This window comes from Alteromonas sp. H02 (genome assembly GCF_059682525.1).
This window is the reverse complement of record NZ_CM185021.1, coordinates 5,307,406-5,332,658: the sequence shown is the minus strand read 5'-3', so window position 1 is coordinate 5,332,658 and position 25,253 is coordinate 5,307,406. Positions and strand designations below refer to the sequence as shown.

Here is a 25,253-nt window from a genome sequence, read left to right as displayed (position 1 = left end):
AGGGGTTGAAGAGAGATAACGAATGACACAATACACACCCAAATTTCAGGAAGAATACAGTGCCAAGTTAACGGCGCTGAGGCTGTTCCTCTCTCCTGAAAGCGCGTTAGCGGCCCTTGGTGGTAGAGTCGATGAATGGGGAAAGGTAGGACATGCACATGGACAATGATCTTATCCTCTATACCACTGACGATGGACAATCCCAGCTTGTCCTGCGCGAGCTGGGTGGTCAGGTTTGGCTGACCCAGCTGGAAATGGCTGAGCTTTACCAAACCAGCAAGCAAAACATCGGTAAGCACGTGAAGGCCGTATTTTCAGACGGGGAGCTGGCTGAGGGGGCAGTTGTAAACTCAAAGTTTACAACTGCAGCTGATGGTAAAGAGTACCTGACTCAGCTTTATGCACTACCGATGATTATTGCCGTTGGCTACCGAGTGCGCTCGACCCGTGGCACTGAATTCAGGCAATGGGCAACTCGAACGTTAGCAGAGTACTTGACCAAAGGCTTCGCCATGGATGATGAGCGCCTCAAAGATCCTAAATGGGATTATTTTGATGAGCTGCTTGAACGCATTCGCGATATACGGTCGTCCGAAAAGCGTTTCTATCAGAAAGTCCGCGATCTACTGGCGTTGTCTGAAGACTACCGAGCAAATGAAAAGGAAACTGGATTATTGTTCGCTGAGGTGCAGAACAAACTTTTCTTTGCTGTCACAGGTCACACTGCCTCTGAACTGGTTGTGGCGCGTTCTGACCCTGCCAAGCCAAACATGAACCTAACCAGTTTCGCAGGGAATAAGGTTCATAAGGCAGATGTGGTGATAGCTAAAAATTACCTGCAAGCGGATGAGCTGGAAAGTCTGAATCGCTTGGTCAGCATGTTTTTCGAGTTTGCTGAGTTTAGGGCCAAAAACAAAACACATCTTCGTTTGCAAGATTGGCGCGAATACGTCGATAAGTTCATGGATTTTAACGAACAGCCACTCCTTAGTAATGCGGGGCAAATTAGCCGTAAACAAATGGAGCAACTCGTTAACCAGCGCTATGAGCAATTTGATCAACAGCGTAAATTAGCCGATGCACAAGCGACAGATAAAGCAGAGCTAGAGGAACTGGAAAAGCTGCAAGAACGACTGGAACAAAAGCGAAGGGATAAGAAATGACCATTCAAGCGGCCCCAAAATTTCAGGAAGAATACAGCGCTAAGTTACCAGCGCTGACGTTGTTGATCAACCTAGGGTGGTCGTTTCTCTCTCCTGAACTCGCATTAGCCGCCCGTGGTGGTAAAGCCGACGAGGTGGTTTTGCGACATGTGCTGCGCAGTGAACTTAAGAAGCGCACCTTCACCTTTGCCGGCAAAAGCTATCCGTTGTCTGAAAAGGCTATCGACAACCTGATTGCCGAGGTATGCAGCCCCGCACTTAACGAGGGTCTGTTAACTGCTAATGAGCGCCTTTACAACCACTTGCTATATGGCATTTCGGTCACTGCGTTTGTCGATGGCAAAAAAGCCAACCCGACGGTTGCGCTCATTGATTGGCAGAAGCCAGCCAATAACAGCTTTGTATTTACTGAGGAATTTACCGTTATCCGCTCTGGTGGCGTGGAAAGCCGCAGGCCGGATATTGTTTGCTTCGTGAACGGCATTCCACTGGTGGTGATTGAAGCAAAGCGCCCAGATGGGAAGGCCCGATCTGGAAAAGGGGGAGGTCCCACCATTGACGAAGGCATTTCGCAATGCCTGCGTAATCAGCGCCATGATGAAATTCCGTTACTGTTCGCCTATAGCCAGATACTGCTTTCTATAAACGGCAACGAGGGTCGTTATGGTACCTGTGGCACGCCTTCAAAGTTCTGGGCTGCCTGGCGTGAAGAAGACATCACCGATGCCGAGATGTATGCCATAAAAAACAAAACACTCAAAGACGAACAACTGACAACATTATTCAGCCACCGCCCAACAAAAGACCTGAATTGGTACAAGCGTTTAACCGCTGCCGGGGAGCTTGCTGTGACTGGTCAGGATCAATTACTGATTAGCTTGTTAACGCCAGTTCGGTTGTTGGAGATGACCCGTTACTTCACCTTGTTCGATAAAAAGGCTGGCAAAATCGTTGCCCGTTATCAGCAGGTGTTTGGTATTAAGCGACTGATTGAACGCATCAATACCCGAAGCAGCACAGATGGCCGTGAAGGCGGTGTGATTTGGCATACCACGGGGTCGGGCAAGTCATTCACTATGGTGTTTTTAAGCAAGGCGCTGATCCTGCACGAAAGCCTGAAGCAATGCCGTATTGTAGTGGTGACTGACCGGGTAGATTTGGAAACTCAGCTGAGCAAAACCTTTGCCTCGGGCGGTGAACTGGCCGGTAAAAAAGACAAAGAAGCCGCCATGGCCACCTCTGGTAAACGCCTGGCCGAGCAGATTGGCAAAGGCACTGAGCGGATCATCTTCTCGCTCATCCAGAAATTTAATACTGCTACAAAAATGCCAGAGTGTGTAAACCACAGCTCTGACATCATTGTGCTGATTGACGAAGGCCACCGCAGCCAGGGCGGTGAAAACCATATTCGAATGAAGCAGGCGTTGCCGAATGCCGCTTTTGTCGCCTTCACCGGCACGCCACTGTTAAAAGACGACAAGACCACTAATAAGTTTGGCCCCATTGTGCATGCTTACACCATGCAGCGTGCGGTTGAAGACCAGACGGTGACGCCGCTGCTGTATGAAGAGCGCATTCCCGACCTGGATGTGAATGAACGCGCTATCGACAGTTGGTTTGAGCGCATTACCGAAGGGCTGTCAGATGAGCAGAGGGCCGACCTAAAGCACAAGTTTGCTAAAAAAGGTCCCGTTTACGGTGCGGATGACCGCATTCGTTTGATTGCTCTGGATATTGCCAACCATTTCGTAAAGAACATCGACGAAGGATTAAAAGGCCAGTTAGCCTGCGACAGCAAGGCCTCTGCTATCAAGTACAAAAAATATCTGGATGAAGCTGGCTTGTTTGAATCTGCCGTGGTGATGAGCCCGCCAGATAGCCGAGAAGGCAACACCGCTGTCGATGAGGCCACCACGCCCGAAGTGACCCAGTGGTGGAAAGACAATATTGGCAGTCAGGATGAACAGGCTTACACCAAACACCTTATCGAACGCTTCGACAAAGACGATTCACTGAAGATACTCATTGTGGTTGATAAGCTGCTCACCGGCTTTGATGAGCCGAAAAATGCGGTGCTGTATATCGACAAGCCGCTTAAAGAGCACAGCCTTATCCAGGCGATTGCACGGGTAAACCGCCTGCATCCGAAGAAGAGGTTTGGTCTGCTTATCGACTATCGTGGCATTCTGTCTGAACTGGATACGACCATTCAGAAATATCAGGATTTGGCCTCCCGCACTCAAGGCGGTTATGACGTTAATGATATTGCTGGCCTCTACAACCAGATGAGTACCGAGTACAAGCGCTTGCCACAGCTGTATAAGCAGCTATGGGCCATATTCGATGGCGTGGAAAACAAGAACGACATCGAGCAGTTGCGACAGGTACTGGTACCGAAAATTGAAGAGCAAAAGCCTTTAGCGCCGGGAGAGAGCGGAGAGTTGGTCGATGTGCATCTCAAGGTACGTGAGGACTTCTACGAAGCCCTGACGGCTTTCGCAAGCTGCCTTAAGGTTGCGCTACAATCGGCCACCTTCTTTGAAGACAAGAGCTTTAGCGACCAAGACCGTCGACACTACAAAGAAACCGTGAAGCAATTTTCCAGCCTGCGCCAACTTGTGCAGCAAGATGCCGGTGAGAGGATTGACTACGACGAATACGCCGAGCAAGTGAAAAAGCTGTTGGATAAGCATGTGGTGGGCGTCGAAGTTAAAGAGCCCGGAGGTGTGTATGAAGTGGGTAAGATGGGACAAAAGCAACAGCCGGAAGACTGGAGCGAAGATAAAACCCGCAACGAAACCGACATCATCAAAACCCGTGTAACCCGCATGATTGAACAGGAGCTACGGGATGACCCCTATGCTCAGGAAGCGTTTTCCAAGCTGCTGCGCCAAGCCATTGAAGAGGTCGAAAAACTATTCGACCACCCATTAAAGCAATACATGCTGTTCCGTGAATTCGAGGAGCAAGTGCAAGATAGACGCTTGAATGACATCCCCGACGTATTTGCCGGTAATCGTCATGCTCAGGCTTACTTTGGTGTGTTCAAGAAAGTGCTGCCTGAAGCTTTGGCTGTGTTGGATCAGCAAGTTCAGGATAAGTGGGTCAACGTTGCCTTTGAAATTGACCAGGCGGTAGAAACCTCCGTTTCAGAGAATTCCATCAACCCACAGAACATCGAAGCCGACATTCGTAAAAAGCTGCTGCCGCGTATGTTCCAGGAGTGCAAAGTCATTGGTGGCGGTATGGATCAGGCCAAGAAGATTGTTGAGATGATTGTTCAGATCACGCGGGTCGGGTTGAACGGCGCTTGAATGGGTATAACCAGATGAATGTGCCGATTAACCCCCAACCCTCAAAATCGGGGCAGACCATGAGCTTTCGCTACGGTGACGAGCAGATTACGTTTGAGCGAGTTAAGCGCCCGCAAGCCACAGGTAAGGTATTAATCAAGGTTCATCCCGATTGTCGGGTAATCGCATCGGCTCCTGAGGGGGCAGAAAGCGAAACCGTGTTATCGGCTGTGAAAAAGCGAGGGCGCTGGATATACGAGCAGCTTAGGGACTTCCGCAAGCAGCTTGAATTCATAACCCCTCGGCAATACATCAGCGGTGAGAGCCATTACTATCTGGGCAAGCAGTACCTGCTAAAAGTGATTGAAGCGCCTGAGCGGGTACAAAGCGTAAAACTGCTACGGGGCAAACTGGAAGTATCAGTACGTGTGAAATCTACCGACAAGGTCAAAGAGTTGCTGAATGACTGGTATAGAGCGCGGGCCAAGCAAATCTTCGTCAAGCGACTCGATGCAATGTTGGAACACGCCCTATGGGTCGAAGAGCGGCCACAGCTGCGCATACTTACGATGCAAACCCAATGGGGAAGTTGCTCACCTAATGGCCGAATTACCCTGAACCCGCATCTGGTTAAAGCGCCTCGTGAGTGCGTTGATTACGTTATTTTGCATGAGCTTTGCCACATCGCCGAACATAACCATAGTGAGCGATTTTACCGGCTAATGAGCCAGGTAATGCCAAAGTGGGAAAAGACGAAAGAACGGCTGGATGGGATGGCTTATGTTATCGCAAATTGATGACTCAATGTTGTAGGTTTAAATAAATTCGCGACTAGGCAATATCTGGCCACACGAGAGTCATTGTTAGGAGATTTGCTCTGCTCCCAAGTAAACGCTAACCGTAGCACCCCTTAACACGATTTAACAGTTGATTAGTGACTTGTAAGTTGAAGTTACATTATGCATGGTTGGCTATCAGAATAACCTCGATGTTCCATAACAAAGATATCATCTGCTAGAAAAAAAATTAGTGTGTATATTTTTATTGCTAACGAAATGTCATTCTTTAGCTTGACCGGTAACGTGTTTAAAAAAATCTGTACTGTTGTCCTTTTATCTCGCTTTCGAATGCATGGCAGTAGCTGCGCGGTCTGTAATCAATTCTGTACTAACTGCGACAACTCCTATGCCCCTTTCAGATACCACCCAAATCATTCCTAAGTTTGAGTCTCACCGAGTGAATTTAGGTGTGTATGTTAATATACACATTGTTCTTATAATTCAACAGGTTATAAAAATTTATGTTGAGGTGACGATCATTACCAATATAATAACTTCAATTAAAATACGCCATCAGTTGAAGACGCACTCTTGACCCCTTTTTCCAGAACACTTGAAACACTCCGACGCGATAAGGGCTTTAGTCAAACAGATTTGGCTTCGATGGTGGGGGTTCGTGCAAACTACATAAGCACGCTTGAAAATAGCCGCAAGTTACCTTCCGAAGCGCTCTTGGAAAAAATTATTGATTGTCTTCGCTTAAATCAAAACGACACTGAACGACTGAAAAACGACCTTGAACTTAGCCGTTTTAGCCTAAAAGCGCCTATTAATGCATCAAGGGAAGAGTTTGAACTGTTGTATATGATGAAAGACTACGTTGGCAATCTCACGTCGAGCCAAATACAGCTAATGAAAATAGCATTGAAAATACAAGACGAAATCAAATCAGAGAGAGGTATTCGATGAAGAACTAGCAGGACCGACTGGAAGCCGGCCCGACTAGAGCTAGCAAGTACATAATACTTACCTTCGACAAGCAAGATTATGTACCGCCTTTCTCTCGTCGTCAAATCCCTGTTTCCAGCATCACATTAACCAGTAATTAATCATTGCCTTATTTGGTAAGGGATAAGCATGCAAAAAAATAATGATTTTGCGGTGACGGCAACGTTACAGCTTGCGTCGAGAGTGCACGCAAGAAAGGGCACGTACCTTAGAGCGAGAGAACCTGTTACTCGCTCTAAGGGTCGCGTTGTCGGCTACTACGCCTCTTGGAAGAACAAAAAGCCTATTGCTTGGGAATCACAGCTAGAAAGAGATGCCTGTGCACTGTTTGAGTTTTCAAAAGGAATAGTGGCCTATTTTGAACAACCTGAAGAATTTGAAATACAAGATGAAGGAAACTCATTCAGGTATACACCAGACTTTAAGCTTAGTTTCAGGTGCGGAGGAGAGGCATACGTCGAAATCAAGCCGGAAGAGAAGTTAAATGATACTGGTTTAAAAAGTAAGTTAGCGAAGTGCTCAGTGTTCTTCCGAGATGAGAAAAAAGCCGATTTCTTCATTCTTACCGAGAAAGAGATTCGCGTATCTAACTTCCAAACTAATCTCACCATATTAAAGCACTACAGCAAATTAACGCTCAGTAATGTCGAAATTAATGGCATGAAGGAATGGCTAAAAGAAAAGCGCAAAGCACCAATTTTTGCCCTTTCAAAGATGCTTGGCTCATCGCTTAAAGCTTTTGCATTCATTGCACATGGCCATGCTCAAGTCGACCTAACTCAACCCCTGTCTGAAACGTCAATAACATTTACTAATGAGGAGAACAGCGATGAAAGTATCATCTTTTCATGCCGGTACGCACCTGACTTTAAATAGCAAAACTTTCAAAATCATTCGCAAGGTACAAAACAAGATTTTCTTGGAGAACACCGATGACTTGAGCGTGATTGCTCAACCCGTTGAAGAATTATTGCAACGACACGCTAAGGGAGAATTGAGCCTGATAGGTGTCAATACTCGTCGTTTTCATGGCGCTAGGTTCAGCAAAGATTTGCAATCTTTGGATCCAGAGCACAGAGAAATCGTCTATTACCGACTGAGTTTTATAAGCAAAGCAATCAACGTGCTTGGGAAACAGCCTACGACAGTTGGCCTTCAGAATGTGGTTTCTGAGGTAGGTCAAGCCCTCGACTTAAAAAGGCTCCCAAGCATAGATTCAGTGTATAAATGGTGGAAAAAATATCACCGCTCCGGTGGCGATATTATGTCACTGCAGAAAAGGAAGCCAGGAAAAGAGGGTATACGTCGCTTTAGTTCAATAATCACGGATGAAATTCAAACAATTATTGAAGAGGAATACCTCTCGAACAATAAACCCCCACCATCTCACGTATATCGGCTACTCGAACATAAAGTAGAACTTCTCAACAGGCTGAGACCGACGCCACTTAAATTCCCGTCGAGGGCGCAATTTTACAGAATAATAAAAGGACTTGATCAATACGAAACGATGTTACATCGACAAGGTAAAAAAGCCGCCGACAAGCATTTTCGCCTAACGGGAGCAGGCCCATCAGTAAGTATGATTTTGGAGCGAGTAGAAGTAGATCATTCGCCTATCGATGCTTTATTAGTTGATGACGTAACCGGCGTTGTGTTAGGGCGGCCTACGCTCACATTGCTGATTGATGTGTACTCTCGAATGATACTTGGGATTTACATAGGATTTGAGCCGCCCTCTCTCGTGGCTGTGATGAGGGCTTTGCGACATGCAATCCTGCCAAAAGAAAACGCTGCTTCCTACTTACAGGACGTGGCAGGAGAGTGGCCAGCGTTCGGTATTCCAATGAACCTTATTTGTGACAATGGTTCAGAATTCCATGCAGAGACACTTAAACGACTGTGTGCAGAATTGGATATCAATCTTCAGTTTTGCCCAAAGGCTGAGCCCGGGTACAAAGGCACGGTGGAAAGACTAGTGGGAACCATTAATCGAGAAGTATGCCACCGATTACCAGGAACGACGTTTGGCTCGATACAGCAAAGAGGGGACTATAAATCTGAAGAATATGCCTGTGTGACTGAAAAGGAACTCAAAAATTTTGTATGCCGTTGGATTATTGATATCTACCACAACCGAGTCCATACAAAGACAAAAAGGACCCCTCTTGCAATGTGGAACGAGGGACTTGAGTCTGTGTCCCCGATATTACCCGAAAGTGAAACCGCACTGGCGTTTTGTATGACACATGAGGAAACAAGATGTTTGACTCACAAAGGCATAGAGATTTTTAGTATGTTTTACAATTCGGCAGACTTGCGAGCTTTGAGATGCAGAAGACACGATAATTATGATGTCATTGTGCGTGCCGATCCTGAAGATTTAGGCCGAATATGGGTCTTCGACGATCAAAATGGAGACTACATTTGTGTTCCCAGCATCACGCCCGAGTACGCAACGGGGTTATCCCTCAGACAACACAAGCATATAAGAAAGCATCTTATCGACAAGGGACTGGGTGAACAGAACAAAAAAGCAGTCTTAGAGCATATTTACAGACTGAACGAAGATATTAAGTCGCTCAAATCGAACCGGTTGCAAAGGAAACGCAGAAAGGCGGCTCAACTTACGCAAACTAATCAAAATAGCCCTCGCCAAGAGGACCAGCAATCCGCACCACTCGAAGACATTGTGTTTGACAGTTTTGAGTCATTTGATGTCTTTCAACTCGCTTCGGCTACCTTGGAGGAAGCGTAATGAAACCCAGCGAAGCGATCATTTTTAAGCATATTGCCAAAACCAAAAACACTATTGTCGTTCATCCGTCTTATCAAAAGGCTTCTGAACAAATTGAAAAAGCGTTGCGGGCGAAAATTGCTGTGAACGTGAGTAAAAATATTTTGTGCCTTGGCGATCCGGGCACAGGTAAAACGACACTCAAAAATCACCTGAAGGCCAAATACCCACCGATAAATGATTCTGTGTGCATCACGCAGCCTCTTGTGTGCGTAGAAACTCCGTCCAAACCCACTGTAAAAAGCATGGCCGAAACGATTTTAGTAGAGCTTGACGACCCCAATTTCTATCGTGGCACTGCAACACAAAAAACCAATAGGATAAAAGAGCTGTTTAAAGAAAAGAAAGTGATGATGCTTATTGTGGATGAGCTTCAACATTTTGTTGATCACTGCGGGCCGTCTACAGCAAAAGAGGTCTCAGATTGGCTTAAATCGCTTATGGAGGATTCAAAAGTCTGCTTCGTTTTGATGGGGCTGAAAAGAAGCATAACGCTACTTTCGATAAACACGCAGCTGCAACGGCGGTTTAGCCAAAAGGTGTACCTACCTCCATTTTCAATCACTGATCCAGAAAGCACCAAAATTTTTGGTGGTGTGATTTTGCAGTTAGAACAAAGCTTGGCGACCGCAAGCCCGCTTGAGTTATCTCAGGACTTAGTAAAACGATTTTATTTTGCGACGATGGGGATTATTGACTACGTCACCAAGATATTGATCACGGCGTATGAAATCGCAATGGAAAAGGGGTATGAAGGGCTATCGAGAGATACCCTGGAGTTAGCTTTCAACGAAGCCATTTGGCAAGAATGCGAACATTCTAAAAATCCCTTTAGTAATAAATTTAAGGCTATGTTCGGATTAACTGTTGTTGAATCGAAAAGAGCCTGTTTCCGTTAAGGTTTTCTGGGTTATCCATAAACCTGAACCAACCAAGGTAATGTTCTAGGTATTTTGTGGCTACTCCGTGAAACCGTTTTATCCACGCTTTCAGACGACTGTGATAGGCGTTAACATTTTGAATATGAAAGACTTTATCTATCACCTTAACACCTCCCGCCACGTCTAAGCGCTTGTGTATTAAATCATTTTTCTCAGAAAGAGCTATGTAGGGCTTATATCCATCACTACATAACACACTGTCTTTCTCTAATTTTCCTGCTAGCTCCTGATGCAGAGTTGCCGATGTAACACTTGGCACAACGGCCTCATATGTATTCTTGGCTCTGTCTCTGACCGTTAAAACGGGCACCCAGTCATCTTTTGAACGCCCTCGTTTTTTCGCTTTCATCCCTCTTTTGCGGGGCTGACGAGTCATCCGTTTTGAGCCTTTCTCTGAGTAGGGAAAAAGTGTTTCGTCAGCCTCGATAATACCTTCTAGTTTGCTCGCCTTCAGTGCTGATGGTAGCGCCAAGAATCGATGCCGCCACCTGAACGATGTTTCAAGGTGGAGACCACATTCTTCGGCACATTTACGCAATGGCTTACTGTCCAGCATACAGCGAATATATTCTAACCACAGCTCTTTGTATCTTAGTCGAGCTAGCGGTGTCGCCGTTGTCGCTACAAAGGTTTTGCCGCAGTTCTTGCAGCGATAACGCTGCATCTTGTTTACCTTGCCGTGCCGATTGATCAGTGAGCTATGACAGTGCGGGCACTCAGGGTTTTCAACCATCCGCTCCTCAAGCTCTGTTATCAACTGTGAGACGCTATCAGTGCCTTTCAGCAGCTTCTCAACATAACGGGTTTGGCTATCTGTTAAGTGTTCTAACTCGGCTATAAGCTTTCTAAATTGTGCTGGGAGCATAATCAACCCTCAATAACTGTATCCATATACAGTATAGCAACAATTTAGCAGAACATAGCCAAATTTAATTGGGAATTGCTGGATAAACCGAACATGCCTTTCTACGATGCGGTAGAACGTGATTCCGTGCGACAAACCAAGGGGGGCTTCAAATGATGTTGAAAAAGCCCCCTATACACCCGCCGATAGAGGCTGGCGAATCCCCACTGTTTTATCTTATGCGGCTTGCTTTGTTAAACCACTATGATTCACATACGTGGCTGTACAAAAATGCTGAAGATAGGGTTTCAAGAAATTTGAGTCAGCTCGTCAATTACCTTGCCGAAGAGGATTGGACAAAACAGGCTGAGCAGGATGAATCAGCACTTCGCATCTTCCAGTTAGAGAATTTCCATTTAGTTAAAAATGCCAGGTTATGTCCTATTTGTGTCAGCGAAGATAAAAAATGGAGAGCCACTTGGCACCTTAAAGCATCGGTAACATGTGTAAAACATGAGGTTAATTTGGTGGATGTTTGCACAACATGTGGTGCAGACACAGACCTCTTCAAAGCTAAACTTCACGAGTGTGTTTGTGGTGCATCGTACGGTGAGCAAAGTATTGTTAGGGCATCGAAACAGCTACTAGAACTTCAGCGGTTTATTGAGGACGGTGCTGTACCTGAACAAAACAGAGAGCAGCTTATGCCGGCTGACCATGGGTTAACTCTTGAGGAACGAGTATCGCTAGTAAGCTTGTTCTCGCGGCTTACACCAAACCACGATGTTAAAAAAACAGGTACCAGTACAAAGTTAAATAGTATGCAACAAGCACTCGATGCCCTCCAGGATGTCGCTCGTGGTTTGCTTGGGGGCAAGGCAATGTTTATTGCATTGCTTGATGTTTTGCAAAAGATGGGCGGCAAAGGTCACCGAGTTGACCAACTCACCATCTTTTACCGGTCGTTCTATAAGGAAGCAAAAAAGGCGTGTTTTCAGCGGTATAAAGACGTTTTAGAAGCAGCAATTACGGAACGTAGTGTCTATGCGACGAAAAGAAATAGCTTGTTTAGTGAGAAGACAATCAATGGCAACGTTTGGCTCCCTTTGAAGGTCGCATCTAAAGAGTATTCGGTTGCAACATCCAAACTCCGGCTTGCGACAAAAGAGGGATTAATCGCTTGTAACAGACAGAAAAAAGGCGGAAGAACCTTTTCACTGATATACCGTCCCCATTTAGAAGCGCGTCTCAGCTTTTTAATGCAACAACTCAATGCCACAGAAGCGGCAATTTTACTGGGTGTGACGAAATCACAAATGCAGCTAATGTGTAACAGCGGAGTGCTCTTATCCGCTGTTCCGCCAGAGCCTGGACGGTGCGCACATTGGCGGATTGCAAAAAGTGAAATAATCGAATACTTGAAAAGTCTTACGCCAAAGAAAGTTAAGTTGATGCCTAAGTCGATTCTGCTACCTGTTGCCATGAAAAAATACGGTGGTGATATACCCGATTTATTTTTAACTATTCTGCAAGAATGCAGAGCTGGCAACCTATTGTCTCATTTAGACGATGAGGCATTAGGTATAAGAGGCCTGGCACTTTGTCATCGTGAGTTAATCAGTCTCATTAAAAGGATAACCCCAGCCCACCACGTTTCAGCCACGAAAATGGCGGTAAAATTGCAATTACATCCTGAGTTCATGTCGCAGTTAGTAAAGCATAAGCTCATAAAGAGCTGCGAGACTGACAACAACTCTAACGAGAGAGTGATCCCGATAGAGTTTGCCCACAAGTTTAAGGCGCGATTTGTTATAGGGGCGAAACTGGCCGGAGTCCTTGAGATAAGCCCCAGGCATTTGTATCGACACTTGGCAGAACTCGGTATCATGCCCTTTGACCATGATAAAAACTATAAGCTTAGGAGTAAGATGTATCAGAGGTATCAGTTTGTGAATATACCGATGATATACACCTACGTTAGAGACCACCTTGATTGGGAAAATGCAGGGGTATAGCTGATTTGTAAATCGTACGGCTGCGATGTCGGTGTTTCCCCAACCACTAACGCATCACACATCCCGAGTATTTCATTTGGCTATGATGCGTGTCTAAGATTGAAACGTTTGAAGAGCTCTGGGTCTTGCCCGCCTCGCTGATAAAAAGAATCATGCTAGGCGTGGCAAGACGATAAGTAAACGGCAACTGCACTTGTTCTTAAGTATGAGTTTAGCCGCAACCTGCTGTTTCAGAGTCCGTTTACTCTCTATGAGGATGGTCAAAAAATACCGGCCATTATTCAAAGCAGATTTTTTGAGTCCATTCCCATGAAAATATAGGACATAGCTTTTCATCGGAAACGAGTGTTAGTATGACAACTTGAGAGCAAGATGTTATGGGCTCGATTTTTAGACAACAAAGGAGTGTGATTCGATGAAGTTTTTTCTTCCATACGCCAGAGATAACAACGAAGCATTAAGTGTATTAGCTGCAACCGCGGAATTTATTGGAAATCCGGTGCCTAAAACCAGCGAAATGATATATACGGTTCATTATGTACATAATAATATTAGTATGGTTGCAACCGTTGGCGAGGACATCAATCAGTATTACAAAGAAGCTAAACCAACTGTGATTGCAATATTTCCTCCGCATCAAAATGGCGCTCCGATCAAGATTTGTCTTGCAGACCGAGGTGTAGCGGGAGGTACCCCAATTTTTGTTGATGGAAAAAGTCAGTATATAACTTTTGAAAAGGATTAGATTTCATTTGTTATGGTTGTCAACAGAGCGCATATGACAAGGTCAGTCAGCTATGCCTGCTTCGTGGGCTGGCCCTCAAACCTGTTGCTCGGTTTTTCGACCGCTGCTTGCAGAGTAGGCCTTTCTCGGAGGAATGGATGGATAAGCGGACCATATTTGCTTTTATCATAACTTTTTTATTTTTGACGGCTGTAGGCGTATATTGCTTTACTAATTTTAAACAGCTCGTCTCCTTACAACCGAACGAAGTTGGTGATTTAATTGCGGGTATAGGCTCAATATTGGCTCTTTTCTGGTTGATATTTGGGTATTTTCAACAAGGGCAGGAGCTCAAAGAAAACACAATAGCTTTAAAACAGCAAGAAGCGCAGTTGCAAGAGCAAGCAAAACAAACCAAAGAGCTCGCTATTTTTGCTAAGGCTCAAGCAGATGCAATGAGGTCATTAGCGAAAGCTACAGAACAATCTGTTGGTCACGATAAATCTCTTGCCATGTATACAAAAGCATCCAACGAGTTATCTAAAAAACTAATTCAAGCATCAGAGAAACATGCAAAGGCAACAACAGATTTAGTTAAATCGATTAATGGTGCTGCGGCAAAAATACAGCGCAGGTGAAAACAAAGAATCCAAATAGGCAGGATGCTAGGCCAGGACTTCCGACACTTAGTTCCTTACGCTAGCACACGTTATTGCCCCTAGTCAGGGGATCTAAGTGTCCAAGGAGATATTATGGACTTAGAGGTAACCAATCAGAAAAACGAATATTTATTTTCAGGTTCGGAGAGTGCTTATCTTGCTGGACTAGTGGAAGCATTAGGTTTTTTAGAAACGCATCTAACAAAGAAACAGAAAATACGTTTGTTTAAAGATCTTCAAGTTGAAGGTTCAACTTTTGATGAGGCAAAGTATCTCCAAGCTGCATGTGAAACATCAATTGCAGCCTACTTGGCGCGAACATATCCCGATAGTTTTGTCTATGAACCAAAAATAAATCCTCCAAAAGATGTTGATTGTGGTTTTGAGCTGAACGGAAAAACCTACAATATTGAAGTTAAATGTCCAGACTTTTCAAAAAAGAATGAAATCGATAGTTCAAATACCTTCAAGATAGGCGCGTTTGGAAGAATTATTGATTTTGAGGATGTGGTATCAAATCTAAAAGATGTGTTTGATCCTGAAAATAATCCGGCAGCAGACCCTGATAAGCCACTTGTGATACAGCAGCACATGGATAACAAGTTAAAAGATTACCTTGTATCTGCTCACAGCAAGTTTAAAGAATCGACTGGGCCAAGCGAATTGAATGTTCTTGTAGTGTAAGCGATCAATTTAGACCGTCTTTTCCTCATTGAACTACCCCGTAAAATAGTCCCCGTAGATTTTACTCACGGAGACTTAATCGATGGCAACAAAAAGACGTACACGCGAGCAATGGCAGGTATTGGTTGATAAGCAAGCAGCAAGCGAACTGTCGGTCAGTGAATTTTGTGCACAGCATGCGTTAACAGTATCAAACTTCTATCTGTGGCGTAAAAAACTGAGCGATGATAGCCAATCGCTTGCGCCGCAGGATAACTGGCTTGCCTTTGATATGCCAGCAAGTGCGAACCAGAGCGCAGGCTCTGCCTGGGAGATTGAACTGGCATTACCCGGTGGTGTGGTGCTGCGGATGAACCGGGCTGCCTGATGTTACCCTTATCCAATGGGCGTATTTGGCTGTATACCGGTAATACCGATATGCGCAAACAGTTTGATGGGCTGGCGGCACTGGTACAGGGCAAACTGGGGATGCAAGCGCATTGTGGTGACTGGTTTGTGTTTATCAATAAGCGCCGCACCCAGCTAAAGGTGTTGTATTACTACCAGGGCGGTTATTGTTTGTGGAGTAAACGGTTAGAAAAAGGCACCTTCGCCAAAGTCACTGACGGTACAGCAAAAACACCATTAAACAGTGCTCAGTTACAGTGTTTGATTGATGGCATTTACTGGCAAAAAGACAAACAAAACAGGCGATTTAATTGACTGATTTTGTTATAATTTACGCCATGAAAACACATTCTATTAGTCACCTTTCACCGTCTGAAATTGAGGCTGCCTTTGCTCATCAAGCTGAGGAGATTGCGCAACTCAAGCATCAACTGGACTGGCTTAAACGCCAGTTGTTCGGGCGTAAGTCTGAAAAAGTGTTAGTGGATAATCCGGCGCAGAGCAGTTTGTTTGATGAGGGTGAGACACACGCCTTACCGGCAGACACCAAACCGGTGAAGGCCCATACCCGTTCCTCACAAAAGCAACGTCGCGACTCGGATGTGAATGATGAAGGCCTGCGTTTTGATGAGACGGTGCCTCAGCTGATTATTGATGTGCCTGCGCCTGAGTTACAGGGGGCGAATGCCGACCAGTATGATGTCGTTGATATCAAAGAAACCCGTCGCTTAGCACAACAGCCCGGCAGTTATGTGGTACTGGTGTATCGTCGTCAGGTCGTGCGTCATAAAACCACGCAAACCCTTAAGGATACCCCAGCCCCCATCAATGTACTGGAAGGCTGTTACTGCGATGTCTCACTACTCGCTGGGCTGATGGTGGATAAAGCGGTATATCACTTACCGCTTCACCGCCAACATCAACGGATGCTCGATAGCGGTATCACCCTTAGCCGGGCTACCTTAATCAACTGGATACAACAAGGCATTGAGCTGCTTCGGCCCATCGCCAAGGCCCAGTGGCAGCACATTCTGCAAAGCAACATACTGACCATGGATGAAGTGCCCATTAAAGCCGGGCGTACCAAAGGGGCTGGCCGAAAACCGGGGCAAATGAAACAAACCTACTTCTGGCCGATGTACGGTGACAGTGATGAGGTGGCGTTTACCTGGAGTCACAGCCGGGGCATGTTGCACGCCAAAGCACAGTTACAGGACTTTACCGGTACCTTGCTCACAGATGGCTATGCCGCTTACACCAAAACGGTTGAACAATTAAATCAACACGAACGGCAGATTGTGCACGCTGCCTGTTGGGTACACATGCGCAGAGGCTTTGAAAAAGCCCTCGACAGTGAGCCTCACACCGCACAACAGGCATTGGATATTATCGCCACACTCTACCGGCATGAAAAACACATCCGGGATAAGCAATCAGACCTGGCCGATATCCATACCTACCGCCAACAACACAGCGAACCACTCGTGACTGACTTCTTCCGGTGGGTCTACCAACAACGCCAGCGCACTGATTTACTACCCAAATCCCCCTTCGCCAAGGCGCTTCATTACACCGCTGAGCGAGAGAGCCAACTCAAGGTGTTCCTGAGTAACCCCGCGTTACCCATGGACACCAATCATCTTGAGCGGGCACTGCGGGTAATCCCCATGGGCAGAAAAAACTATTTGTTCTGTTGGTCCGAACTCGGGGCTGAACAACTGGGCATATTACAAAGCCTGATGGTGACTTGCCGCCTGCAAGGCGTCAATCCCTACCATTATCTGGTGGATGTATTGCAGCGTGTAGCACTGCACCCGGCCAAAGATGTACTCGACCTGACGCCAAGAGTCTGGAAAGAGAAATTCGCGGACAAAAAATTGACGAGCGATTTAGATAAAATGGGGTGATCCGGGTCTATATTGATCGCTTACCTTGTAGTTTGCTGTGCTGATTTGACTGATATGCAGAAGTGGTTTTTCTACCTTTATGGTCATAAGGGGTTGTTTACCAATGAGTCATTCTATTCATTTGTAGATTATAAGAATGTTGACGTAGTTATGCTGACAAATTTGTATCACCGTCACCATGACTATCAGCGCAAGGATAAAGTTGAGAATCATTGGGACTTCTCAAAATCGTTTAATCTTGTATTTTCTAACCCTCTGAGACAACAGAATAAAAAAGAAATAATTTGGGAGTTCGTCAATGCAGTTCCTAATCATTCAAGGCAGTTAATGAATTACAAGGTTAAGAACGGATTAGATTACATGCGCATACCTCACTATGTTTGCGAGGAACTTTTGGCGAAAGGGTTGTACTATTTCCAACCAAACACTTAGCAAGCACAACTCTGAAACAAAACTTCCGCTGCGCATCAGAGTTTCGAGTGCTGCGGGCGTTAAGCGAACTATAAGATGATTAGCCCCGAACAATACATATTCCAGTCTGAGCATGCAGTTGAAGGCATGTTTGACCTTCTTAATCACTATTCTGAATGTAAAAATGAGCTTCCCTCCGGTACAGGTAATTCGTCATAATGGCCGCGACGGAGAGTTTGAAAAGAAATATGAGGCTTGGAGGTCTAGGCCTGAAATTCAGCAAGAATTTGAAATTGCCGAGTATGCTCGTGAGGAATACCGAGCCAGCCTTTTTTCTAGGCATGTCATCTCAGGTTCGATTTTGCAGATAGCTTGTAAAGCAATAGAACTTTATTCAAATAACCTTGAATGCGACGACTCATTTGCGTACCTTTTCGAGGGCTGCAAGTCAAAATTAAAAGCAAGGTTAGTAAAGTTTGCTATTGGCAGAAAGGTTAGAAGCGTCCCTATAGGCCTTATCATTTATGCGGGGCGTAACCAGTACAACCATTTTGATACTCAAGATGGTCTAAAAAATATTGTAAACATCAATGTCTTTAATGCATTGGCTACGAACCACGAATATGGTGATTTTCTCGACCCGCCATTTGATCTCGATAACGAATCAATCATTTCATATTCATCAAATATTCGGTCAATCTTGGAGTGGAACAACTACTCAAAATATATTACTGATATGAAGAATCTTCTCGGTATCGAGCAACATGCTTGATAAAGCCAATCAGGTGTAAAAAACGCCGTCTCGTTCTGTTTTTCGTTCAATGCTATAGGCGTTCACATCTCAAAAACTAACACGGTAATAAATATGGAAGACAGTTCATTGATAGGGGCTTTAACTAATACATTGAAGGAGCTCTGTAGAGCCCTTGGTGTCGCAGGTGCGGTTATTAGCGTAATGTTAGTAATTCATTATTGCTTTAGCATTAACTTTTATCCATTGGAGTTAACTATAGCCGATCTAAAACACAAACCTCCAGAAAAGTATGCGATAGCGTTTTGAACAAAAAAATCTGCTGCGTATTTCGGTGAATCCGATCGGCCGTTTCCCCACTGTGTTAAGATACTTGACGTTCTAAACATCGAGCTGCATTGTACGTTTCACTTTATTTTCATAATCTATACCCACGCTAAATACAGATAAACATATTTTTGGACATGGAGAGCTTAATATGATCACTTCGCCCGCTGAACTATGGAAAAGTTTGTGCTCCAGTGCTGGCTTGGAGTTGAGGCTGAGTAAAGGAAAGCCTGGTAGGGACGCCGATATTGAAGAGTCTTTGAGACTTGCGTTAGATGTGCCGGATAGTGCTTTGTCCCTCGAGGTATGGTTGGAAGAGGACGCTCTTTCACCAAAACCGTCTATTAGTACTGAGACAATTCTTGTTGAGATACTAAAAAGTCAGAATGGATTTGCGCAAATGATGCAGGATATTCTTGACGTATTGATTGAAGCAAACGCTGTTAGTGCATCAAATCAACTTAGTGTTGAATTTAAATTTGATGATGTCAGCGATCCTTTAAAAGCTACACTCGAGCAATTTCGAGCAACAGTACTTCGAACTAGAAATGTCCTAGAAAAGCGCCCAAAACTTCCAGGTTCCGATCTACGCTGGTCACTTTTCGAGACATTAAGAAACTATATTCCCAATGATTTCAGTGGTGAGCGACCAAAAGGCTTCCCTCCAGTGGAGTCAATAAATAAGACTGGGCATCAAGGTATCGACGCTCAGTTAGATACCATTGTGGAACTGGTATCTGCGGTGAGGGGAATTTGGGGTAAACATGGGGAAACACGTTCACAAGTATTTGAAACAGCCCGCAAGAGTGATTTCCGAGACGAACTTTTAAGTCTATGCCGCGATGCAACGGACTTTTGGGACATAGGTGTTTTGCAAGGAGTTCAGGCGATATCAGCGCAACTAAATTCTGGGCAACAAGATCATGAAGAAATTTTCGCAATATTAGACAATCAACTCAGCAGAGTTGAGTGGTCATATAATTGGGTCTCTCGCACATTTGATGAACTTCTCGATATTTTAAATTTACCAGCATGGAAGCGCCGGCATGAACTTTATTCGGTCTGGATTGGTACGCGGTTGCTGGTTGTTGTGCAAAGTGTAGCTCCTGAAATACGTTACCACACAGTAAATGATGTCCTCTCATTCGCATTTGGTGGGAGTCGTCTGGCTACATTTAATTGGAACGACAAACAGTATGATGTATGGGCTGAATTGCGTTCTTCATTAGTTGGCAAGAGCCCGAAGCGAAAGAAAGGTATACAGCCCGATTTTAGGATATTACAAGTCGATATCTCTCAGTCGATCGCTTCACAAACAATATATGTTCTTGAATGCAAACACTACCTGAGTGTAAACAAAAAGAACTTTACACAAGCAGTAAAAGATTATGCAACTAGTTGCCCACAAGCAAATGTCCAGCTTATCAATCATGGCCCAGCAGATGAAAGTGCGCTGAAAGAGAAGTTACCTGACGAACTTCAACAACGTGCTAGTTTCATAGGAGATGCAACGCCACTACGAGAGTGTTCAAAAAAAGTTGTCACTGACTCAATTAAAAAAGTTCTTTTCCCTGAACTACCCTCACAAATACCAGAGGTAGATCAAGTATCAGACAATAATTTAGACGTAGCTGGTAGTACAAATTCAGGTGGTTATATAGAGATTGATTGGGATGATACTCTTTCTGACATAGACCTCTCATTACAAGTACAAAATTTAAGTGGGGATATTTTAGATACAGTCGACTTTCGTAACCATGGCTCATTAGATAGTGCACCTTTTGCTCGTTTAAAAAATGATGTGAGAACTGGACCAGGAAAGGAGCGTATTGATATCAGCAGATGGTCATTTGACGTTTATAGGGTGTTAGTAACGAATTATTCAGAAGTTGGTGTAATGACACCGACTTCATTGAGCTGCAAAATCAACGTTGGTGATGAGCAGGTATTGTTGAAATTTCCGCCGACGCATAACGGTAAATCGCGAGAGTGGCAGGCGGCAGAGATAGTTATTTGTAATGGGAGTGCTCGGATAAAAGCACTCTGAGCTAGTACATCCGAGTATGTTGTCCCTCTGATTTTTCTGACAACACCTTTGGCGACAAGTATCTGATAAGGAATTTAGAAGCAATTATGAGAATCTTTGCGGAATTTAGAAGAGATTATGAGAATTTCAGATTCTGAAAAATTCTCATAATTCGCGCAACGCCTTTAAAAACAGGTATTCTTTTTTGCAAGGATTATGAGATCCCACAACCCGAATAAAGATAAAAGCCCGGCTAAACACGCCTAATGCCAGTCAGTTAAGCTGACTGGCATTTTTCTTTGAGGGGTATTTAGCCGGTCTATTCCTTACCACTCGTGGATAATACCTGTCAGGTCGTTTGTCCGGTAACCTCATCATCCTCAACGATTCCATCAGGTATTCATAGTGAACTGGCAGTTTAGTCACTGTGTCTGGGATAGTGGTCAGGAAGAACACAATGATATGTCTCATGCAGAGTCCGAAGCTAAGTCGAGAGGGAGATAAATCCGGTATGTCTTTTACTGCATCTAGCATCATCATCCTAATCAGGTTGTAGGCGAGCAATAGTCCCCACAGTTCCTGACGCACCATCTCAGGTTTCTTACTACGAAGCGTTAGTTTTGCCTGATGCAGAGTCTGTTTCATTTCCCTGAAGCCCAACTCTATTTCCCAGCGCTGAACATACACATCAACAACGTCTTCATAGGGAAACTGCATCGCATCAACCATTGAACTAAGCACCCGATAGGTCTTTCCGTCGATTTCGTAGCTGGTCAGTCTCGCTTCGATGGTTTCCGGTAAACCATCGAACTTCTTCCTAGCCTGAGGAGAAGTTTTCAGTGTGACAATAGCATCATCTTCACTTAGTTGATGTTTTACTGTGTATTGTAAATCTTTACGTGCAGGGAGCATCCAGTGCGTGTTGACCCCTTTAGTCATCCACAAGTAGAGTAATCCCAGCGAGTAATAGCCTCTGTCGAACAGGGTCAGAGAGTTATCAGGCACCGAAGGGATAAGCCGTTCAGCGAGGGACATCTCTCCTACATTACGACTATCAAATTCACTGGCCAAAAGAAGGTGGCTGGACGTTTCCATCAGGCTGCACATGCGTACCTGCGGGTACGGATTATCACCCTTGGCATTCCGGTCACAACCAAATGCATTAAGGTTCTCCGTAGTATCCTGAGTACGAAACATCACGCCATCAACCGCCAGTACATTTAAACCACACCACTGCTCAAAAGCGTACTCACCAAATGCCCGCTGTGCCATCAGTTTAAAAGTGTGCCCGACGGCATCTTCCCCCAGTCGTTGGCGCGCTTGTACCACCGCACTAGGCGCAACAAAACGATTTTTACCCGGTAGTGAAACATCGAGTTTATTCGCAATGTCCCAGACAGGGTCGTTACGGAAAAGACTCATACCAACAATGGTAAAAACAACCGAATCCAGAGGTAATCGTCGACGCCTGACGGTCGCTACACCCGATAATTCATAAGCTTGCTGGAGAAGTTCGGGGTCAACGAAAGACATCAGTTTATCGATAGCATTCAAATCTTCTGCATGACCAAATGTATCATCGAGGTGTGTAAGTAAAGACATAAAAAAATCCGATACCAGAGACTGATATCGGATTGTGAACCCGTAGAAAGATCGGTCAACCGATCAGTATAAATTTCTTAACTGATCGGCATTAGGCTAAACACGCCGGGTTTTTTTTGCTTTTCGATAACAGGCAGCTAAACATGACTGATGATCATGACAGCTGCAACAAACACAGTTACATTGGATAATTAACCAAACAAGCCGACTGCGGAATTGATAATAATGAAAAGACGACTATTACTTGCAGCTGCTATTTCTGCATCACTAGGTTTTACCTCGCCGGTTTTAGCCGAGCAAGATAGCTTTGAAATGTGGCCAGCTGCACAATACAACGCCAGTATTCCTACCAGCCAGGAAGTACTCGGTTACGAACTAGGTGAACGCATCACCAGCCATGCAGACACGTTAAAATACTATTATGCGTTACAGGCTGCTGCACCTGACAATATCAGGGTAGTTGAGTTCGGCGAAACCTGGGAAGGGCGCAAGCTAATCTACGCGGTAATCGGTTCTAAAGAAAATCTCGCTAATCTTGAGCAATTCGCTAAAAACATGAACCGGCTGGCTGACCCAGGAACAACTTCTGAAAGCGAAGCTAAACAACTCATTGCTTCTTTGCCGTCGTCGGTTTGGCTGGAGCACGGTGTTCACGGCAACGAAATTTCCAGTACGGATGCATCAATGGTAACGGCCTATCATTTACTGGCCGCTACTAATCAACCCATGGTAAAAAAGATCCTGGATAATACGCTGGTGTTTATCGACCCTATGCAAAATCCGGATGGACGTATGCGGTTTATCAACCAGTATTACGCAACGGTAGGGCTGGAGCACAGTACCGACCGCCTGAGCGTTGAGCACAACGAACCCTGGCCGCGGGGACGTTCTAATCACTATCTGTTTGATATGAACCGAGACTGGCTGGCAATCACCCAGCCTGAAACAAAAGCGCGTATTCGCGTCATTAACCAATACAAACCTACCGTGGTCATAGATCTGCATGAAATGGGCGGCGACTCGAGCTACTTTTTTGTCCCTGCTGCACAGCCTATTAACCCCCATATGCAGAAAGAGCAGTTAGATAATAATGTCACCATCGGTAAAAACAACGCAAAATACTTCGACCAGTTTGGTTTCAGCTACTACACCCGTGAAGTATTTGATGCTTTCTATCCAGGCTATGGTGACAGCTGGCCAACTTTCTATGGTGCGTCCGCGGCAACTTATGAAGTAGCATCGGCCCGGGGTGAGCAGTTTGAAAAACTGGACGGCAGTATTTTGCACTACCGCGACACGGTACAGCGCCACTTCGTAGCATCCATGGCAACGGCCGAAACTACTGCTGAACATCGCGAAAAAATCCTCAGCGACTTTTATCTTTATCAACAAAAAGCCATTGAAGCAGGCAAGGATGATGATGAGCGAACCTTTATTCTGCCAAACGTCAGAGACAGGGCTGCGACGCATCGTTTAGCCACATTAATGGCTGAGCATGGTGTCCAGGTTAAACGGGCCTCAGAGAGCTTCAGAGCGTGCGGTGAACGCTACAAGGCTGGCGCATTTATTATTGATACCGCCCAGCCCAGAGGACTGTTTGCCAAGACCACCTTTACCCAACAGGTGGATATGGATAAAAACTTTGTGGCTGAACAGGAGCGTCGCCGGGCTAATAAACTACGCGATCAGATCTATGATGTCACCGGCTGGTCATTACCGCTGATGTTTAACGTGGATACCGATAGCTGTGACGATGCAGTAAAAGTAAATGGCAAGATGATCAGTGCCGATATGCCCCTGGGAGCAGAACTGGTAAACGCAGATGCTAAGGTGGCGTACCTTGTGCCCTGGGGTGATATGTCCGCGGGGCGGTTCTTAACAGCCGCACTGCGTGCAGGCATCCGGGTTAAGAGTGCAGACCAGGCTTTTAAAATGGAATCGGGCAGCTATCCTGCCGGTACGCTGATCGTAGAGGTTGCTCAGAACGATAAAAACCTGGCCGGGGAAATCGAACGGATTGCCACCGAGACCGGCGCCAGAGTAGTGGGAGTGGATACCAGTTGGGTGATTGAAGGTCCAAGCTTTGGTAGTGAAAACACGGCAGGCATGAGCGCACCGAAAATCGCCATGGCCTGGGATGAACCTACCAGCTCACTAAGTGCTGGCAGTCTGCGTTTTGTGATTGAGCGACAGTTCAATTATCCGGTAACGGCAATCCGCGCCGGCAATATGAGCTGGGCTAACCTTAGTGACTATCAGGTTATTATCCTGCCTTCAGGTAACTACGCCAGACATCTGGGGGCGGGCGGTGCAGAAAACCTCAAAGACTGGGTAAGCAAAGGTGGTGTATTAATTACCATAGCTAATGCGACTCAGTGGGCAGCCAGCGAGAATGTTGGTCTGTTGGATGTAAAACGCGAGTATGCCTTAAAAGACGAAGACGTAACTGCACAGGGCGATGGAAACATTGTTGAGGGCACCACCATCGAAAATCGCGAAGGTTTCCTTAACGCGATAGAAAACGAGCAGGAACTACCAGATTATGTAGCGGGTATTCTTACCCGGGTTGAAGTTGACCAGGAGCACTGGCTTACCGCAGGGGTGAATCCCGAAGTGTTTGCCATGGTTACCGGAAACGATATTTACAGCCCAATCAAACTGGATTCCGGTAAAAATGTAGCCTGGTTTAAGGGCCAGGATGAGGTGGTAGCCAGTGGCTATATCTGGGATGAGTTTAAAACGCAGAGCGCGTATAAGCCGTTCCTGATCCACCAGCCTATGGGTCGGGGAATGGTCATCGCATATACCCAGGAGCCAACAGTCCGAGCTTATCTTGATGGCTTAAATGTGATGTTCATGAACAGCATATTCCGCGCCTCAGCCCATGCTTATCCGCTGCGATAACGTTTTATAGTTGTCTGACATAAACAAAAAC

The 25,253-nt window shown here is 45.4% G+C and carries 19 protein-coding genes; 17 read left to right on the top strand and 2 right to left on the bottom strand.

All coding sequences use genetic code 11. The features are described 5' to 3' along the window. Positions 1-158 precede the first annotated feature (158 nt). The 7 genes from AC566Q_RS24570 (at position 159) to AC566Q_RS24540 (ending at position 9,939) form a co-directional block, all read left to right on the top strand. A complete protein-coding gene (locus AC566Q_RS24570) occupies positions 159-1,163 on the top strand; it encodes a virulence RhuM family protein (RefSeq protein WP_499612165.1) in 1,005 nt (334 codons plus the stop codon). Then, positions 1,160-4,477, top strand: a complete 3,318-nt coding sequence (locus tag AC566Q_RS24565; protein WP_499612163.1) for a type I restriction endonuclease subunit R — start codon at positions 1,160-1,162, stop codon at positions 4,475-4,477. The genes AC566Q_RS24570 and AC566Q_RS24565 overlap by 4 nt, the downstream gene beginning before the upstream one ends. A gap of 59 nt (positions 4,478-4,536) precedes the next feature. Then, a complete protein-coding gene (locus AC566Q_RS24560) occupies positions 4,537-5,253 on the top strand; it encodes a M48 family metallopeptidase (RefSeq protein WP_499612161.1) in 717 nt (238 codons plus the stop codon). Between the two features lie 573 nt (positions 5,254-5,826). Then, entirely contained in the window at positions 5,827-6,204 is a 378-nt protein-coding gene (locus tag AC566Q_RS24555) for a helix-turn-helix domain-containing protein (protein WP_499612159.1), read from the top strand. Between the two features lie 168 nt (positions 6,205-6,372). Further along, positions 6,373-7,119: a TnsA endonuclease N-terminal domain-containing protein gene (locus AC566Q_RS24550; RefSeq protein ID WP_499612157.1), complete on the top strand. Its 747-nt coding sequence runs from the start codon at positions 6,373-6,375 to the stop codon at positions 7,117-7,119. Further along, a complete protein-coding gene (locus AC566Q_RS24545) occupies positions 7,073-9,001 on the top strand; it encodes a transposase (protein ID WP_499612155.1) in 1,929 nt (642 codons plus the stop codon). Before AC566Q_RS24550 ends, AC566Q_RS24545 begins: the two co-directional genes overlap by 47 nt. Next, positions 9,001-9,939 carry a TniB family NTP-binding protein gene (locus AC566Q_RS24540; protein ID WP_499612153.1) on the top strand — a complete coding sequence of 313 codons (939 nt, stop codon included), beginning with the start codon at positions 9,001-9,003 and terminating at the stop codon, positions 9,937-9,939. The genes AC566Q_RS24545 and AC566Q_RS24540 overlap by 1 nt, the downstream gene beginning before the upstream one ends. Here the strand turns inward: AC566Q_RS24540 and AC566Q_RS24535 are convergent. Further along, the gene (locus tag AC566Q_RS24535; RefSeq protein WP_499608136.1) at positions 9,890-10,846 is read right to left on the bottom strand and encodes an IS1595-like element ISAma5 family transposase; all 957 of its coding nucleotides are present in this window, start codon (positions 10,844-10,846) and stop codon (positions 9,890-9,892) included. The two genes, AC566Q_RS24540 and AC566Q_RS24535, sit on opposite strands and share 50 nt — an antisense overlap. A gap of 152 nt (positions 10,847-10,998) precedes the next feature. Here AC566Q_RS24535 and AC566Q_RS24530 point away from each other — a divergent pair, with 152 nt between their 5' ends. From AC566Q_RS24530 to AC566Q_RS24490, 9 genes are all read left to right on the top strand, one after another. After that, the gene (locus AC566Q_RS24530) at positions 10,999-12,840 is read left to right on the top strand and encodes a TniQ family protein (RefSeq protein WP_499612151.1); all 1,842 of its coding nucleotides are present in this window, start codon (positions 10,999-11,001) and stop codon (positions 12,838-12,840) included. Positions 12,841-13,255: 415 nt separating this feature from the next. Continuing rightward, complete coding sequence (locus AC566Q_RS24525; protein ID WP_499612149.1) at positions 13,256-13,585, top strand: hypothetical protein; 330 nt, start codon at positions 13,256-13,258, stop codon at positions 13,583-13,585. A gap of 137 nt (positions 13,586-13,722) precedes the next feature. After that, the gene (locus AC566Q_RS24520) at positions 13,723-14,202 is read left to right on the top strand and encodes a hypothetical protein (RefSeq protein ID WP_420934424.1); all 480 of its coding nucleotides are present in this window, start codon (positions 13,723-13,725) and stop codon (positions 14,200-14,202) included. 114 nt (positions 14,203-14,316) lie between these two features. After that, complete coding sequence (locus AC566Q_RS24515; RefSeq protein ID WP_499612147.1) at positions 14,317-14,907, top strand: hypothetical protein; 591 nt, start codon at positions 14,317-14,319, stop codon at positions 14,905-14,907. 82 nt (positions 14,908-14,989) lie between these two features. After that, positions 14,990-15,274 (top strand): IS66 family insertion sequence element accessory protein TnpA, encoded by a 285-nt coding sequence (gene tnpA, locus AC566Q_RS24510; RefSeq protein ID WP_499612145.1) that lies wholly within the window; start codon positions 14,990-14,992, stop codon positions 15,272-15,274. After that, positions 15,274-15,609, top strand: a complete 336-nt coding sequence (gene tnpB, locus AC566Q_RS24505; RefSeq protein WP_126874057.1) for an IS66 family insertion sequence element accessory protein TnpB — start codon at positions 15,274-15,276, stop codon at positions 15,607-15,609. The genes tnpA and tnpB overlap by 1 nt, the downstream gene beginning before the upstream one ends. Positions 15,610-15,632: 23 nt before the next feature. Then, complete coding sequence (tnpC, locus tag AC566Q_RS24500; protein ID WP_499617612.1) at positions 15,633-17,201, top strand: IS66 family transposase; 1,569 nt, start codon at positions 15,633-15,635, stop codon at positions 17,199-17,201. A 562-nt stretch (positions 17,202-17,763) separates the two neighbouring features. Then, entirely contained in the window at positions 17,764-18,384 is a 621-nt protein-coding gene (locus AC566Q_RS24495) for a hypothetical protein (protein ID WP_499612143.1), read from the top strand. 457 nt (positions 18,385-18,841) lie between these two features. Beyond that, a complete protein-coding gene (locus AC566Q_RS24490) occupies positions 18,842-20,737 on the top strand; it encodes a hypothetical protein (protein ID WP_499612141.1) in 1,896 nt (631 codons plus the stop codon). 252 nt (positions 20,738-20,989) lie between these two features. Here the strand turns inward: AC566Q_RS24490 and AC566Q_RS24485 are convergent, their stop codons facing one another. Further along, positions 20,990-22,318 (bottom strand): IS4 family transposase, encoded by a 1,329-nt coding sequence (locus tag AC566Q_RS24485; RefSeq protein WP_499612139.1) that lies wholly within the window; start codon positions 22,316-22,318, stop codon positions 20,990-20,992. A 225-nt stretch (positions 22,319-22,543) separates the two neighbouring features. Between AC566Q_RS24485 and AC566Q_RS24480 the strand changes: the two genes are divergently transcribed. Beyond that, positions 22,544-25,222: a M14 family metallopeptidase gene (locus AC566Q_RS24480; RefSeq protein WP_499612137.1), complete on the top strand. Its 2,679-nt coding sequence runs from the start codon at positions 22,544-22,546 to the stop codon at positions 25,220-25,222. The last annotated feature ends 31 nt before the right edge of the window (positions 25,223-25,253 follow it).

Excerpts from the sequence above, each read along its gene's own strand:
- AC566Q_RS24570 (WP_499612165.1), top strand. The coding sequence starts at position 159 with ATGGACAATGATCTTATCCTCTATACCACTGACGATGGACAATCCCAG.
- AC566Q_RS24565 (WP_499612163.1), top strand. The coding sequence starts at position 1,160 with ATGACCATTCAAGCGGCCCCAAAATTTCAGGAAGAATACAGCGCTAAG.
- AC566Q_RS24560 (WP_499612161.1), top strand. The coding sequence starts at position 4,537 with ATGAGCTTTCGCTACGGTGACGAGCAGATTACGTTTGAGCGAGTTAAG.
- AC566Q_RS24550 (WP_499612157.1), top strand. The coding sequence starts at position 6,373 with ATGCAAAAAAATAATGATTTTGCGGTGACGGCAACGTTACAGCTTGCG.
- AC566Q_RS24545 (WP_499612155.1), top strand. The coding sequence starts at position 7,073 with ATGAAAGTATCATCTTTTCATGCCGGTACGCACCTGACTTTAAATAGC.
- AC566Q_RS24540 (WP_499612153.1), top strand. The coding sequence starts at position 9,001 with ATGAAACCCAGCGAAGCGATCATTTTTAAGCATATTGCCAAAACCAAA.
- AC566Q_RS24535 (WP_499608136.1), bottom strand. The coding sequence starts at position 10,846 with ATGCTCCCAGCACAATTTAGAAAGCTTATAGCCGAGTTAGAACACTTA.
- AC566Q_RS24530 (WP_499612151.1), top strand. The coding sequence starts at position 10,999 with ATGATGTTGAAAAAGCCCCCTATACACCCGCCGATAGAGGCTGGCGAA.
- AC566Q_RS24525 (WP_499612149.1), top strand. The coding sequence starts at position 13,256 with ATGAAGTTTTTTCTTCCATACGCCAGAGATAACAACGAAGCATTAAGT.
- AC566Q_RS24520 (WP_420934424.1), top strand. The coding sequence starts at position 13,723 with ATGGATAAGCGGACCATATTTGCTTTTATCATAACTTTTTTATTTTTG.
- AC566Q_RS24515 (WP_499612147.1), top strand. The coding sequence starts at position 14,317 with ATGGACTTAGAGGTAACCAATCAGAAAAACGAATATTTATTTTCAGGT.
- tnpA (WP_499612145.1), top strand. The coding sequence starts at position 14,990 with ATGGCAACAAAAAGACGTACACGCGAGCAATGGCAGGTATTGGTTGAT.
- tnpB (WP_126874057.1), top strand. The coding sequence starts at position 15,274 with ATGTTACCCTTATCCAATGGGCGTATTTGGCTGTATACCGGTAATACC.
- tnpC (WP_499617612.1), top strand. The coding sequence starts at position 15,633 with ATGAAAACACATTCTATTAGTCACCTTTCACCGTCTGAAATTGAGGCT.
- AC566Q_RS24490 (WP_499612141.1), top strand. The coding sequence starts at position 18,842 with ATGATCACTTCGCCCGCTGAACTATGGAAAAGTTTGTGCTCCAGTGCT.
- AC566Q_RS24485 (WP_499612139.1), bottom strand. The coding sequence starts at position 22,318 with ATGTCTTTACTTACACACCTCGATGATACATTTGGTCATGCAGAAGAT.
- AC566Q_RS24480 (WP_499612137.1), top strand. The coding sequence starts at position 22,544 with ATGAAAAGACGACTATTACTTGCAGCTGCTATTTCTGCATCACTAGGT.